General features: G+C 63.0%; 12 protein-coding genes. 4 read left to right on the top strand and 8 right to left on the bottom strand.

From position 1 onward, the window contains the following. The first annotated feature begins 49 nt into the window (after positions 1-49). Positions 50-964, top strand: a complete 915-nt coding sequence (locus BC360_RS03325) for a sugar kinase (protein WP_065794187.1) — start codon at positions 50-52, stop codon at positions 962-964. Between the two features lie 48 nt (positions 965-1012). Here the strand turns inward: BC360_RS03325 and der are convergent, their stop codons facing one another. From der to BC360_RS03340, 3 genes are all read right to left on the bottom strand, one after another. After that, entirely contained in the window at positions 1013-2443 is a 1431-nt protein-coding gene (gene der, locus BC360_RS03330; RefSeq protein WP_065786308.1) for a ribosome biogenesis GTPase Der, read from the bottom strand. 117 nt (positions 2444-2560) lie between these two features. Beyond that, positions 2561-3229 carry a tetratricopeptide repeat protein gene (locus BC360_RS03335; protein ID WP_065786307.1) on the bottom strand — a complete coding sequence of 223 codons (669 nt, stop codon included), beginning with the start codon at positions 3227-3229 and terminating at the stop codon, positions 2561-2563. A gap of 93 nt (positions 3230-3322) precedes the next feature. After that, the gene (locus BC360_RS03340) at positions 3323-3910 is read right to left on the bottom strand and encodes an NnrU family protein (protein WP_065794188.1); all 588 of its coding nucleotides are present in this window, start codon (positions 3908-3910) and stop codon (positions 3323-3325) included. 176 nt (positions 3911-4086) lie between these two features. Here BC360_RS03340 and BC360_RS03345 point away from each other — a divergent pair, with 176 nt between their 5' ends. After that, positions 4087-5106, top strand: a complete 1020-nt coding sequence (locus BC360_RS03345) for a polysaccharide deacetylase family protein (RefSeq protein ID WP_065794294.1) — start codon at positions 4087-4089, stop codon at positions 5104-5106. Between the two features lie 21 nt (positions 5107-5127). Here BC360_RS03345 and sbmA read toward each other — a convergent pair whose 3' ends face one another. The 5 genes from sbmA to glpK all read right to left on the bottom strand — a co-directional run bounded on the left by sbmA (position 5128) and on the right by glpK (position 11365). Further along, positions 5128-6387 (bottom strand): peptide antibiotic transporter SbmA, encoded by a 1260-nt coding sequence (gene sbmA / locus BC360_RS03350; protein WP_065794189.1) that lies wholly within the window; start codon positions 6385-6387, stop codon positions 5128-5130. Between the two features lie 183 nt (positions 6388-6570). Beyond that, the gene (locus tag BC360_RS03355) at positions 6571-7770 is read right to left on the bottom strand and encodes an MFS transporter (protein WP_167590798.1); all 1200 of its coding nucleotides are present in this window, start codon (positions 7768-7770) and stop codon (positions 6571-6573) included. Between the two features lie 79 nt (positions 7771-7849). Beyond that, complete coding sequence (gene map, locus BC360_RS03360; protein ID WP_065786304.1) at positions 7850-8602, bottom strand: type I methionyl aminopeptidase; 753 nt, start codon at positions 8600-8602, stop codon at positions 7850-7852. An 87-nt stretch (positions 8603-8689) separates the two neighbouring features. Continuing rightward, on the bottom strand, positions 8690-9748 hold the full coding sequence (locus BC360_RS03365; RefSeq protein WP_065794296.1) for an LLM class flavin-dependent oxidoreductase: 1059 nt from the start codon (positions 9746-9748) through the stop codon (positions 8690-8692). Positions 9749-9877: 129 nt separating this feature from the next. After that, positions 9878-11365 carry a glycerol kinase GlpK gene (gene glpK, locus BC360_RS03370; protein ID WP_065794190.1) on the bottom strand — a complete coding sequence of 496 codons (1488 nt, stop codon included), beginning with the start codon at positions 11363-11365 and terminating at the stop codon, positions 9878-9880. A gap of 264 nt (positions 11366-11629) precedes the next feature. Between glpK and BC360_RS03375 the strand changes: the two genes are divergently transcribed. Continuing rightward, positions 11630-12406 carry a 3-hydroxybutyrate dehydrogenase gene (locus tag BC360_RS03375; protein ID WP_065786302.1) on the top strand — a complete coding sequence of 259 codons (777 nt, stop codon included), beginning with the start codon at positions 11630-11632 and terminating at the stop codon, positions 12404-12406. Between the two features lie 117 nt (positions 12407-12523). Further along, positions 12524-14014, top strand: a complete 1491-nt coding sequence (gene xdhA / locus BC360_RS03380; protein ID WP_065794297.1) for a xanthine dehydrogenase small subunit — start codon at positions 12524-12526, stop codon at positions 14012-14014.

A 14014-nucleotide genomic window follows, 5' to 3' on the forward strand; every position in this document is an offset into this window, starting at 1 on the left:
CTTGAACCTTATCCCGTCAGCACGGGAAAAACCAAAGGGAGAGAAGACGTTGGCCGGAACGATGCTTTCGATCGGGGAGTGCATGGTCGAACTGATGCAGGCCGAGGGCGGTCTGTTGCGCAAGGGCTATGCCGGCGATACTTTCAACGCTGCCTATTACGCGCGGCTGTTCATGCCGAGCGACTGGACGGTCGGCTATTGCTCGGCCGTCGGCATCGACACCGTTTCCGACGAAATGCTCGCCTTCATGGCCGAAAAGGGCATCGACACCACGCCCGTTCGCAAGATCGAGGGCCGCACGCCGGGCCTCTACATGATCCATCTGAAGGACGGCGAGCGCAGCTTCTCCTATTGGCGCTCGGCTTCCGCAGCACGGCTTCTCGCCGATGATCCCGACCATCTGCGCCGCGCCATCGAAGGCTCCGATCTCATCCTGTTTTCCGGCATCACCCTTGCGATCCTGGCGCCCGAGGCGGTGGAAACGCTGCTTGCCGAACTGCGCCGCGCCAAGGCCACAGGAAAACGCGTCGTCTTCGACCCCAACATCCGCCCTCGCCTCTGGGACGACGCCGAGCGCATGCGCCAGACACTGACGGATGGCGCCCGCGCCGCCAGCCTGGTGATGCCGAGCTTCGACGACGAAGTCACGCATTTCGGAGACGGCTCGATCAAGGCGACGATCGAGCGCTACAAGGCGCTGGGTGTCGCGGATGTGGTCGTCAAGGACGGGGAAAAGGGTGTGACACTGGCTTTTGCTGGCGCAGAGGTCGACCACGTCCCGGCAACGCCGGTCGAGCGTGTGGTCGACACCACCAGCGCCGGCGACAGCTTCAACGGCGCTTTCCTCTCGCGCCTCGTTGCGGGCGACACGCCGAGCGAGGCTGCAACCTTCGCGGCCCGCATCGCTGCCGGCGTCATCGGCCATCACGGCGCACTCGTCGACAAGAGCAAGCTCGTCGGCTGAGGTTCCCCCCAACCGCGATCTGCGGCAGAGAGCGCTGATGCCGACGGCTTAGCGCTTCTTGCGGGCCTTGTTCTCGAACGGATTGTCCGATGCGCGATAGTGGATGCGGATCGGCACGCCGGGCAGGTCGAAATCGTTGCGCAGCCCGTTGATCAGGTAGCGCGTATAGGATTCCGGCAGCGCGTCGGGGCGTGTGCACGAGATCATGAAGCCCGGCGGGCGGGCCTTCACCTGCGTCATGTACTTCAGTTTCAGGCGGCGGCCGGAAACGGCCGGCGGCGGATGCTGCACCTGCTGGGAATCGAGCCAGCGGTTGAGACGCGCGGTCGAGATGCGACGGTTCCAGGTCTTGTCGGTGTCGATGATCGCCTGCATCAGGCGGTCGAGGCCGTAGCCGGTATGGCCGGAAATCGGTATGGCGCGAATGCCGCGCGCCTGTGGCAACAGCCGCTCGGTCTTTTCGCGAAGGTCGGCAAGTACCGCCTGCCAATCTTCCACCAGATCCCATTTGTTGAAGGCGAGCACGGCGGCCCGGCCTTCGCGAATGATGAGATCGACGATCTGCAGGTCCTGTTTTTCGAACGGAATGGTCGCGTCGAAGACGATCACCACCGTTTCGGCAAACCGGATGGCGCGCAGCGCATCGGCGACCGAGAGCTTTTCCAGCTTCTCCTGCACCTTCGCCTTGCGGCGCATGCCGGCGGTATCGAACATCTTGATGGTGCGGCCGCGCCAGTCCCATTCGACCGAGATCGAATCGCGGGTAATGCCGGCTTCCGGTCCGGTCAAAAGCCGGTCTTCGCCAAGGAAACGGTTGATCAGCGTCGACTTGCCGGCATTCGGCCGGCCAACGATCGCCACGCGAAGCGGCTTGGTTTCGTCATAGGCCGGCTCGACCTCATCCTCTTCCGCCGCCTCACCGGTGGTCGGGCGCAGGTCGATGTCAGTCTCGGCCACGTCGTCTTCCGGCGGGTAGGCACGGTCTTCACCGATCGCCGCGACGATCGCGTCGCGCAGATCGAGCATGCCCTGGCCATGCTCGGCAGAAATCGGGCAAGGATCGCCAAGCCCCAGCGTAAAGGCGTCATAGAAGCCGCCGTCCGAACCGCGCGCCTCGGACTTGTTGGCAACCAGCACGACCGGCTTACCGCGCCGACGCAGCATTTCCGCCAGCGTCTTGTCGGCCGGCGTCAGGCCTGCCTTGGCATCGACCACGAACAGCGACAGGTCGGCTTCGTCGATCGCGGCCTCGGTCTGTGCCCACATGCGGCCCTGAAGGCTGGAGGGTGCTGACTGCTCGAGACCAGCGGTGTCGACGATGCGGAAGCGCAGGTCGATGAGCTTGGCATCGCCCGGACGGCGGTCACGGGTAACACCCGGGGTATCGTCGACGAGCGCCAGCTTCTTGCCAACCAGGCGGTTGAACAAGGTGGACTTGCCGACATTGGGGCGCCCGATGATGGCGACGGTGAAACTCATGAACGTATCCGTTTCCGTCTGAAAGCGCTGCGCGTCATCAGGACACGCAGCGCTCCAACACTTTGAAAATCAACATATCCTTTCCAAAGACCGGTCCCGGTCTTCAGGGATATGCGCTTAGGCTTTGCCGCTCGCGGCAATCACGTCGAGCAGCATCTGCGCCCGGCCTGCGACATTGCGCGGGCTCTGGGCGTCATCGACGATCTGTTGGAACCAGCTCTTCGCCTTGGCGACGTCGCCGGCCTTGTAGGCAGACAGGCCAAGCGCCTCGCGGGCCGAGTGGCGCATAGTGTTCTGCGGCACCGCCAGTTGCTCGACTTCGGCAGAGACTTGGTCATAGGTGCCGTGATCGACCAGCAGGTAAGCGGCACGCAGCCGGGCGGCATCGCGAAGCGCCTCGGGCAGGCTTGTATCCTTGCCGATATCCGAAAACGCCTTGATGGCGGCATCGGTCTCGCCCTTCTCGGCCTGAAGCGTCGCCGCGCGAAGACGGGCGAGCACCGGATAGGCGCCGTAACCGTCCTTCTGCAGGTTGTTCAGGGCGGCCAGCGCTTCATCGGCCTTGTTTTCCTTGGCAAGGTTCAGCGCCTGGAGGAATTCGTCGCCGGATTTCGAGGACGCGTTGTCGCGCCAGTAGTCGTAGCCGACCTTGCCGACGGTTCCCAGAACGATAAGCACGGCGATCGCCACGATGACGCTGCCGAAACGGTCCCAGATGTTCTTCATCCGGTCCGAACGCAGTTCTTCATTCACCTCGCGGATAAAGCTGTCGTCTTGGTTCGCCATCGATTGCCCCGGCCTCTCGGCCTTCCCTGCACGCTATTAGGATTTTGCGCCTTCTACCCGATTTTGTGGCAGTTGTAAGGGGGCGTGCGTCATTTAGCCGACAACCATCGGAGAAACACCGATCACCAGTTCGTGCAACTTCCATACAATCACCCCGTAAAGGGCAAGCCCGAGTACCACGGCGATGAGGTCGTAGCGGTAGGAAACGAACGCCGGATAGGTGATTTCACCGGCGCGCCAGCGCTTTTTCATCGAAATTCGCAGGATGACCGCCCAGGCGAGGAAGGCGCCGAAGAGCAGCACCGACGACGTCTCGCCATTGGCAAGGAGATGGGCGAGTGCCCAGATCTTGATAGCAAGGATCGCCGGATGTTTGGTGACCGCCCTGATCTTGCCCGGGGGCAGATAGGTGGCCACAAGACAGATGCTGGCGATCAGCATCAGTGTCAGCGCGATGTGCGCGAAAAAGACCGGGGGCGTGTAGAGCATGCCGGTGGTGGCACGCGCCTGGTCGAAGCCATAGGCTATCAGGCCGAGGCCGACCAGCGCGCAAATGCCGTGGATCGCATGCCAGGCACCGGTGCCGCTGCTCGATATCACCGATGCGCGCAGGCCGGGCGCGAAGCTGCGAACCAGGTGGATGCCCAGGAAGATCACGATACCCAATATCAGCAACGCCATGTCGTCACCCGTCCTTCATTGTTGTTCTGTCCACTCATACCAAGTCTCGATGATGGGTTCCTATCACCGAGACTTGGTATCAGGCATAGCCGGAGTGTTGAGAAATTTCCAGACAGATCAAAGGATTGCCGCATTCCTGGATAATGGGACGGCATACGCAAATCGTCGCAGATATCATGATCCGAACATTTATTGCCCTTTCCCTCGCCCTTGTCCCTACCCTCGCCCCGGCCGCCGAACCCACGTTCGACACGACCACGCCTGCTGTTCCTGCGAAGGACAAGCAGCTCGTCATCGTTTCCTTCGACGGCGCACATGACAACGCGCTGTGGGAGAAGAGCCTGGCGATGGCCAGGCGCACCAATGCGCATTTCACCTATTTCCTCTCCTGCACGTTCCTGATGACACGGGCCGACGGCAAGCAGATCTACAAGCCGCCGGGGCTGAAACCGGGTCGCTCCAATGTCGGCTTTGCCCAGAGCCGCGAAGAAATCTCCGCCCGCGCCGGCCACATCTGGCAGGCCCATCTCGACGGCCACGACATCGCCAGCCACGCCTGCGGCCATTTCGACGGCAAGGACTGGACGAAGGCTGACTGGCAAAGTGAATTCTCGACCTTCGACACGGCTCTGCGCGATGCCTGGAAGAAGGCGGACAAGCCCGAAGCCGAGCCTGAAGGCTGGGCTGAATTTGCCCGGACCGGCATCAAGGGTTTCCGCGCCCCCTACCTTTCGCTGAGCGATGGCCTGCTTCCCGCCTTGAAGGCATCCGGCTTCACCTATGACGCGAGCCTGGTGACCAAGGGGCCGGGCTGGCCGATGGAGAAGGACGGCCTGCCGCGCTTCGGTCTGCCGCTGATCCCCGAAGGGCCGTCCAAGCGCCCCGTGATCGGCATGGACTACAATCTGTTCGTACGCCATTCGATGGGCGTCGAAAACAAGAAGGACAGCGCCGCCTTCGAGGCCCGCACATACGGGGCCTACAGGAAGGCCTTCGACAGGGAGTATGCCGGCGACCGGGTCCCACTGCAGCTCGGCTTCCATTTCGTCGAAATGAACGGTGGCGCCTACTGGCGCGCGCTCGACCGGCTGCTGACCGAGGTCTGCACCAAACCCGATGTCGCCTGCGTCAGCTACGCCCAGGCGCTGCCGATGATCGCGCAGGCAGAAAAGAAGGCGGATCGCTCCGCCTTCTGATTGTTTCGCATTTGGCCCGGCTCAGGCCAGTTCTTCGTCGCCACCGACGGCGATGAACTTCTGCTCGATCTCCGGCAGGGGCTCATCGTCGATTGCCGCTTCGAAGGCGCGCAGACGCTTGTAGATCGACAGAAGCTCGACAATGGTCGGCCAGGACGAAACGAGGTACTGGAACGACGACGTCACCTGCCCGAAAGCACCCGAGATCTGGTTCAACGCACCGAGCGTGATCTTGCCGGCGATGATCGACGGCGCCAGGATCAGCAACGAAAAGATGTTGTTGATCTGCAAATAGAAGATGCGGGCGATGTTGAAGTAGAGATAGTGGAAATAGAGCCGGAAATAATTCCGGCGGACGTTGTCGAAGAGATCGGCAACGGTCGGAGGCTGTGCGCGGTCGGCGTGATCCTCGCCATAGACCAACTCCTTGCGAAAGGCCGCCTCGACACGCTGGTTGCGGAACTCGAGACCCGGCAGCTTGATACCGACGACCGCCAGAAACACCGTGCCGAACAAGGACCAGAGCACGGCGGCAGTGACGAGCGGATAGGGAATGGCGCCGACAATCGGCAGTTCGGTCACATTCGCCGAAAGGCGGATCAACACCGGCGTGAAGGCAATCAACGTCATGACGCTGTCGATCAGGCTGACGCCGAGCCCCTCGACCGTCGTGGAAAAGCGCATCGTGTCTTCCTGCACACGCTGCGAAGCACCTTCGATATGGCGAAGCTTGCCCCAATGGGTCATGTAGTATTCGTTCATCGCCGTGCGCCAGCGGAAGATGTAGTGGCTGACGAAGAAGCGCGTCATGACGGCAACGGCCACCGCGACAAGCGCAATGCCGAGGAAGACAGCAATCTGGCTGTAGAACTCGTCTGCCGTAACCACCTTGGACTTCGAAACGGCGGCCTGGATCAGATCCCAAAACGGCCCGTACCAGTTGTTGATCGCCACGCTCACCTGCACCTGGAAATAGGTGACGAAGAGGATGAGTGCCGAGCCGAGGATCGACCAGTTCTGCCAGCGGTGCGGCGAGTAGACATACCAGAATGCCGCGAACAGCCCGACGACCAGCCCGAAGTAGAGATAGAACCAAACGAAGGCGGGGGACCAGAAGGCGGAGATGCCGACGATCGGCGGCGCGTCCGAAGACAAGGGTGGCATACCGAAGACGGCGCCCAGTTGCTCGCCTTCGCCGTACCAGAAGGCAATGGCGACCAGCGACCAGACGACGAAGGAAATGAAAAAGAGCTTCGGCTTCGGGAAGAAGGATAGGAACAAAGTACGGCACTCTCGTTTCGGGGGAGGAGAACAACTCGCCTCCCGAAGCGCCGAAACTAGGGCAAAGCACCTTCTTCAACAATCGGGTAATATGAACGTTACTGTTATTTCATGATGGGCGATCGGTTGGCGCAGCCCCTCAACCGAGCGAAGCTGCTATAGCGCAGGCGACCCCGACACCGTTCAGCGCGGCAGTGCCGCCGCGATCCGCCTGAGCTCGGCGACGATCACGCCACCGCAGACAAACAGCACCGCCGCCGCAATCAGCGTGGGCGCTGAAAAACTGCCGGTGCGCTGCGCGAGCCACCCGGCAACCACAGGGCCGATGATCTGGCCGATGCCGAAGGCCGCCGTCATCAGGGCAAGCGCCTTGCGCGGGCTTTCCGGCGCCAGGTGCCGGCCGATCTGCAGGCCGTAGGCGGTGATCATCATGAAGGTGGCGCCCAGCATCAGCCCGCCTGCAAGCGGCGCATAGGGCAGCGGCAGGCTGACGGTCAGCACAAGGCCGACGGCCTCAACCAGCAAACCGATCGCGTAGACGCCGGCAAGCCCGAAACGCGGCACGGCCGAGCGCCAGAGATAGACCGACAGCGCCGCACTTAAGCCCGTCAACAGCCAGGCCAGGAACTCGATGCTGTGGCCGCCGCTCGCATCGCGGGCCATGGCGACGAGGAACGTCGCGGTAATCACGTAGCCGAACCCGAAGAAGCCGTAGGTCAACGTCACCACGGTCAGGGGTCGCGTCCAGGTGAGCGGCTTTTCACGCGCGGCGCCATTGCCGGAGACGGGACCTGCCGGCAGCATGAGGGCGACAACAATCGTGCCGATGAGCGCGACAAGAGCGCCGGCGAACCAGTCGGCTTGCGACGCCGAAAGCCCGGAGGCACCGGCGAGAGGCGCCAACCAGACGCAGAGCGAGGAGAAGGCGATGCCGAGCCCGACGCCGCCGAAATGCAACGCCGGCACATGTTCCGACCGCGCCAGCAGTCCGTGACCAAGAACGATGCCGGAGATGAAGATCATCGAAAAGGCGCTCGCAAGACCGGCGAGAAAGCGGATGAGGCTGAGCACGAAAACCGAAGATGAAAGCCCCATCGCTGCAAGCAGCAGCGTGGTCGCCGCTAGCGCCGAAAGCCCGATCCTGCGCTCATGCCCGTGCGCCCAGCCGTAAGCGCCCAGCACGGCGCCGGCGAGATAGCCGACGAAGTTTGCCGAGGCGATGAGACCGGCATCCGCCGGCGACAGACCGAGGTCCGCCATCATCGCCGGCAGGATCGGCGTGTAGGAGAAGCGGCCGAAGCCCATGGCCACCGCCATGGCGATGGCGCCGGCGGTAGCGGTCGAGGCGAGGCTTGCGTGATGTGGTCTGTCGAACGTGGTCATGGCAGTTTATTGCACTGCAAAACGAACACCACAAATCACTATAATTGAACGACCTATTGAAGGAATCGAACGATGCCCGTCAGCCGGGCAGCGTCACCACCAGCGGGCCACCGCGCGTGACGACGACCGTGTGCTCGTACTGCACGGTCGGTGCCCGCGGTTCGCTATAGAGCGTCCAGTCATCCTTGTCGCCGCTCTCGGCCCAATCCGCTCCCATCGACAGGAACGGTTCGACGGTAAAGACCATACCGTCGGTCATGCGCCGCCGCTCGCTCGGATCCGGCCAGGTGGCGATTTCCTTCGGCTCCTCGTGCAGGGAGCGGCCGATGCCGTGGCTGGCAAGGTTGGTGACCAGCGAATAGCGGTTCTTGCGGGCAAAATCGCCGATGGCGTTGCCGATCGCGGCAAGCGACTGGTCGGGACGCACCTGTTTGAGGCCGACCCACATCGCCCGCTTGCCGTCGCGGCAGAGCCTGTCGATCGCGGCCGTCACCGGCGGCACCGGGAAGGAAGCGCCGGTATCGGCGAAGATGCCGTCCTTTTCAGCGGAGACGTCGATATTGACGAGATCGCCGGCGCGGATGATGCGGCTGCCGGGAATGCCGTGGGCGATTTCCTCGTTGACGCTGATGCAGGTGGCACCGGGAAACTGGTAGCAGAGTTCTGGCGCGGACCGCGCGCCGGCATCTTCCAGCACCTTGCGGCCGATGGCATCCAGTTCCGCCGTGGTGATGCCGGGCTCCAGAGCTTCGCCCATCGCCTGCAGCGCATTGGCGCAGATGCGGCCGATTTCCTTCAGCCGCAGCAGATCTTCTTCGTTGTTGAGGGTCATCCGTGTCTCGCTTTCGCGCTCACATGTAACCCGTCGGCACCGGATTTTCCAGCGCCGACAGTCGATAGATGACGGGCCTGCGATGGCTCAGGCCGAAGCGGCCAGTCCGGCCCGCTCCTCCGCCAGCGCCTTGCGCACCAGCGGCGCGACCTTGGTGCCGTAGAGTTCGATGCCGCGCATGATCTGCGCATGCGGCATCGGGCCGATCGCCATCTGCAGCAGGAAGCGGTCGTTACGGAAGAGCTTCCAGTTCTCGACGATCTTCTCGGCCACAGTTTCCGGATCGCCGAGGAAGAGGTTGCCGGCGGGGCTACGCGCCTGGTCGAAATGCGCGCGGTTCGTCGGCCCCCAGCCACGCTCGCGGCCGATGCGGTTCATCACCTCCGCCTGCGGGCCATAAAACTGGTCGGCGGCAAGATCGGTCGTATCGGCGATGAAGCCGTGAACGTTGATGCTGGTCTTCAGCTTCGCCGGATCCTGGCCGGCGCGGCAGGCGGCCTCGCGATAAAGGTCAAACAGCGGCGCGAACCGGCGTGGCTCGCCGCCGATGATGGCGAGCGCCACCGGCAGGCCGAGGGCACCGGCGCGGGCCACCGACTGCGGCGTGCCGCCGACGGCAATCCATAGCGGCAGCATCTCCTGCAGCGGACGCGGATAGACGCCGCGATCGCTGATCGCCGCGCGCATCTCGCCGACCCAGGAGACCTTCTCTGTTTCGCGCAACGCCATCAGCAGGTCGAGCTTTTCGGCAAAGAGCTGGTCGTAATCGTCGAGCGACTGGCCGAAGAGCGGGAAGGATTCGATGAACGAGCCGCGACCGGCCATGATTTCGGCCCGGCCGTTGGAGAGAAGGTCGAGCGTGGAAAACTGCTGGAACACGCGCACCGGGTCGTCTGAACTCAGAACGGTCACGGCGCTCGTCAGCCTGATAGTCTTCGTCCTGGCCGCGGCTGCGGCAAGGATCACGGCTGGCGCCGAGGCCGCATAATCGGGCCGGTGATGTTCGCCTAGGCCGAAGACGTCGAGCCCAACCTGATCGGCCAGTTCGATCTCCTCGAGCAGATTGGCAAGTCGACGCTGGCCTTCCCGGCCCTTGTCGGCAGCATTCGGATCGACATCCGCAAATGTGTAAAGCCCGAGTTCCATGGTGCCCATCCTATCGTTGTTTTACCGACAGATAATTGGCTCCGGCGCGGGCAGCAAATGCGCATCCGGGAAACACTGTGTTTCCCGGATGGTGCCAAACGGTGCTTAGATCAGGCCAAGGGTCAGGACCTAGCTCAGTGTGCGCTTGACTGCATTGCGCCAGCCCTTGAGCTTCGCCTTGCGTGTCGTCTCGTCCATCGCGGGCTCGAAACGGCGATCACGGGCCCAGGATTTGGCAAAATCTTCCTGCTTCGGCCAGACGCCGGCGCGGCTGCCGGCGAGCCAGGCAACGCCGAGCGCCGTCGTCTCGAGGATGGTCGGCCGGTCGACCGGCGCATCGAGAAGGTCGGAAAGCCGCTGCATCGTCCAGTCCGAGGCGACCATGCCGCCGTCGACGCGCAAGACCGTTTCCTTGCCGTGGTTGCGCCAGTCCTTGTGCATGGCCTCGAGCAGGTCGCGCGTCTGGTAGCAGACCGCCTCGAGCGCAGCACGTGCGAACTCGGCAGGCCCTGTATTGCGGGTCATGCCGAAGATCGCGCCGCGGGCATCGGGATCCCAGTGCGGTGCGCCGAGACCGGTAAAGGCCGGGACCAGATAGACCTCCTGCGACGGGTCGGCACTTTCGGCAAGCGTGCCGGTGTCGGGTGCCGCCTTGATCACCTTCAGGCCATCGCGCAGCCACTGCACCGCCGCGCCGGCAACGAAGATCGAGCCTTCGAGCGCATAGATGGTTTCGCCATCCAGCCGATAGGCGATGGTGGTGAGCAGCCGGTTCTTCGACCGCACCATGTCTTTGCCGGTGTTGAGCAGCGCGAAGCAGCCCGTGCCGTAGGTCGATTTCAGCATGCCCGGCTTGAAGCAGGCCTGGCCGATGGTGGCGGCCTGCTGGTCGCCGGCAACGCCGAGGATCGGGATCGCAGCACCAAAGAGCGCCTTGTCGGTGACGCCGAAATCGGCGGCGCAGTCCTTCACCTCCGGCAGCATGGCGCGGGGCACGCGCAGGATGTCGAGCAACTCGTCATCCCAGGCATTGTCGGCGATGTTGTAGATCAGCGTGCGCGAGGCGTTGGTCGCATCCGTGACGAAGGACTTCCCGCCAGTCAGCCGCCAGATCAGGAAAGTATCGATGGTGCCGAAGCAAAGCTCACCCTTGGCGGCTCTGGCCTGGGCGCCCTTTACGTTCGACAGCAGCCAGCTGAGCTTGGTGCCGGAGAAATAGGGATCGAGCAGCAGGCCGGTCTTCTTGGTGAAGGTCTTTTCCAGACCCTGCTTCTTCAGCTTGTCGCAGTAAACAGCGGTGCGGCGGTCCTGCCAGACGATGGCGTTGTGGATCGGCTTGCCGGTCTGGCGATCCCAGACGACGACGGTTTCGCGCTGGTTGGTGATGCCGATGCCGGCGATATCGCTTGCCGAGATCCCCGCCTTCTTGATCGCCTCGTTGACGGTGACGACGACCGTCTCCCAGATTTCCTCCGGATCGTGCTCGACCCAGCCGGATTTCGGAAAGTGCTGCTTGAATTCCTTCTGGCCGGCGCCCGCCACCTGCTGCTTGCCATCGAAGACGATCGCCCGGCTCGACGTCGTGCCCTGATCGATCGCGAGAATATATCCGCCCATATGCCCCTCCCCGGCCTGCATCACGTGTTACGACGCCCTTCCCAAGGGGCGCGGCGTCCATTTCGAAAAACTTCAATACGATGGCAAAACGAATGTCAAACGAAAACAAAACGCAAGAAATCGCCGCGAAGCCTCCGGCCGCAAACTCTGCGTCGGCGGCCTGAAAAACACAATTGTCACCTCAGCGGTTTTACGCGTAGGTTGACGCTGTTGCGTCGCAAAAACCGGGCAGGATCGGTGGCGCTGCAAAGGGAGAGATCAGGAATGACGAGAACTGCGGTCATCACCGGTTCGACGAGCGGCATCGGCCTTGCCATTGCCAAGGCATTCGCCAAGGGCGGCGCCAACATTGTCTTGAACGGCTTCGGCGCACCGGACGAAATCAAGGCCGCGACGGACGAAGTCGGCGCGCTCACCACCGGAACGGTCATCTATCACCCGGCCGACATGACGAAGCCGAACGAGATCGCCGATCTGATGGCGACGGCTGAAAAGCGCTTCGGCAGCGTCGACATCCTGGTCAACAATGCCGGCGTTCAATATGTCGAGAAGGTCGAGGATTTCCCGGTCGAGCAGTGGGACCGCATCATCGCCATCAACCTCTCCTCCTCCTTCCATACCATTCGCGCCGCCCTTCCCGGCATGAAAGCAAAGGGCTGGGGCCGCATCGTCAACATCGCCTCGGCCCACGGGCTCGTCGCCTCGCCGTTCAAATCCGCCTATGTCGCTGCCAAGCATGGCATCATGGGGCTGACGAAGACCGTCGCGCTCGAAGTTGCGGAAAACGGCATCACCGCCAACTCGATCTGCCCGGGTTATGTGCTGACCCCGCTTGTCGAAAAGCAGATCCCGGATCAGGCCCGCACCCGCGGCATCACCGAAGAACAGGTGATCAACGACGTGATGCTCAAGGGCCAGCCGACCAAGAAGTTCATCACGGTCGAACAGGTGGCGTCATTGGCCGTCTACCTCGCCGGCGACGATGCGGCGCAAATCACCGGCACGCATGTTTCCATGGACGGCGGCTGGACCGCGCAATAGAGCGCGCCCGTCCATTGAGACAAGGCGGATGACGCCCTAACTCTATGAAAATGCGCATGGTCCGCTGCCGGGAACGATTCCGGTTTTTGCGGCCAAGCATCAGCAGGAATGAATGGCATGCCCAAGCACAGGGAACGCAAGGACGACGACAGCATTCGCTTCATCCTCAATGACAAGGAGGTGGCGCTGTCCGATGTCGCGTCGACAGCGACGCTGCTCGATTATCTCAGGCTCGAGCGCCGGCTGACCGGCACCAAGGAAGGCTGCGCAGAGGGCGATTGCGGCGCCTGCACCGTGCTCGTCGGCCGCCTTGCCGGCGACGCGCTGGTCTATGAAAGCGTCAATGCCTGCATCCGCTTCGTCGGATCGTTGCATGCGACCCATGTGGTGACGGTCGAGCATCTCGCGGCCAAGGACGGAACACTGCATCCGGTGCAGCAGGCAATGGTCGATTTCCATGGTTCGCAATGCGGCTTCTGCACCCCCGGCTTCGTCATGTCGCTTTATTGCCTGTGGCTGTCGAACGATGATCCCAGCCGCGCCGACATCGAAAAGGCGCTGCAAGGCAACCTCTGTCGCTGCACCGGCTACGAGCCGATCGTAAAAGCGGCCGAAGCCGCCGCCAAGGCGCGACCCTCCGCCGTCTTCGATCCGATCACCGCGGCGCGCGAGGCGACCATTACCCGCCTCAAGGCGCTGCAACCGGAAAAGACGATCACCATCCGCCATGGTGAAAGCTGTCTGATCGTGCCGGCCGATGCCGCCGGCCTCGCTGACGCTCTTGCCGAACACAAGGGCGCGACGGTGGTCGCCGGCGCGACCGATGTCGGCCTCTGGGTCACCAAACAGATGCGACCGATCGATCCCGCCATCTTCATCAACGGCATCTCGGAGCTGCAGCGCATCGAGGAAAGCGCCGCCGGCCTGACCATTGGTGCCGGCGTCAGCTACACCGCCGCCTTTGCAGCCCTCAGCAAGGCCTACCCGGCCTTCGGCCGGCTGATCGACCGTATCGGCGGCGAACAGGTGCGCAACATGGGCACGATCGCCGGCAACATCGCCAACGGCTCGCCGATCGGCGACAGCCCGCCGCCGCTGATCGCGCTCGAAGCAACCGTCACGCTGCGCTCGACGGAAGGGGTGCGCACCCTGCCGCTGGAAGATTTCTTCATCGCCTACGGCAAGCAGGACCGCAAAGCCGGCGAATTCGTCGAGAGCGTCTTCGTACCCAGGCTGCCGGCGGATGAGCTGTTTGCGGCCTACAAGATCTCCAAGCGCCGCGACGAGGACATTTCCGCATTGCTCGGTGCCTTCCGCATTTCCCTCGACGGCAACAGGGTGAAGTCTGCCCGCATCGCCTTCGGCGGCATGGCCGGTACGCCGAAGCGCGCCGCAACCGTGGAATCAGCGCTCATCGGCAAGCCCTGGACCGAGGAAACGGTGCGCGCCGCTCAAGCAGCCTTCGAAGCGGACTACCAGCCCTTGAGCGATTGGCGCGCCACCAGCACCTATCGCATGCTGGCTGCAAAAAACCTGCTGATGCGCTTCCTGCTGGAAACCAGCGGTCAGCCGGCGGAGCTCGTGCGCTATGCGGCGGGAGAGAGGTGA

Source organism: Ensifer sp. LC163, assembly GCF_001695855.1.
In the GTDB taxonomy this organism is placed as follows: Bacteria; Pseudomonadota; Alphaproteobacteria; order Rhizobiales; family Rhizobiaceae; genus Ensifer.

Coding starts and splice junctions, on each gene's coding strand:
- glpK (WP_065794190.1), bottom strand. CDS start 11,365: ATGGGCGGATATATTCTCGCGATCGATCAGGGCACGACGTCGAGCCGG.
- BC360_RS03345 (WP_065794294.1), top strand. CDS start 4,087: ATGATCCGAACATTTATTGCCCTTTCCCTCGCCCTTGTCCCTACCCTC.
- xdhA (WP_065794297.1), top strand. CDS start 12,524: ATGCCCAAGCACAGGGAACGCAAGGACGACGACAGCATTCGCTTCATC.
- map (WP_065786304.1), bottom strand. CDS start 8,602: ATGACCCTCAACAACGAAGAAGATCTGCTGCGGCTGAAGGAAATCGGC.
- BC360_RS03340 (WP_065794188.1), bottom strand. CDS start 3,910: ATGGCGTTGCTGATATTGGGTATCGTGATCTTCCTGGGCATCCACCTG.
- der (WP_065786308.1), bottom strand. CDS start 2,443: ATGAGTTTCACCGTCGCCATCATCGGGCGCCCCAATGTCGGCAAGTCC.
- BC360_RS03365 (WP_065794296.1), bottom strand. CDS start 9,748: ATGGAACTCGGGCTTTACACATTTGCGGATGTCGATCCGAATGCTGCC.
- BC360_RS03375 (WP_065786302.1), top strand. CDS start 11,630: ATGACGAGAACTGCGGTCATCACCGGTTCGACGAGCGGCATCGGCCTT.
- BC360_RS03355 (WP_167590798.1), bottom strand. CDS start 7,770: ATGACCACGTTCGACAGACCACATCACGCAAGCCTCGCCTCGACCGCT.
- BC360_RS03335 (WP_065786307.1), bottom strand. CDS start 3,229: ATGGCGAACCAAGACGACAGCTTTATCCGCGAGGTGAATGAAGAACTG.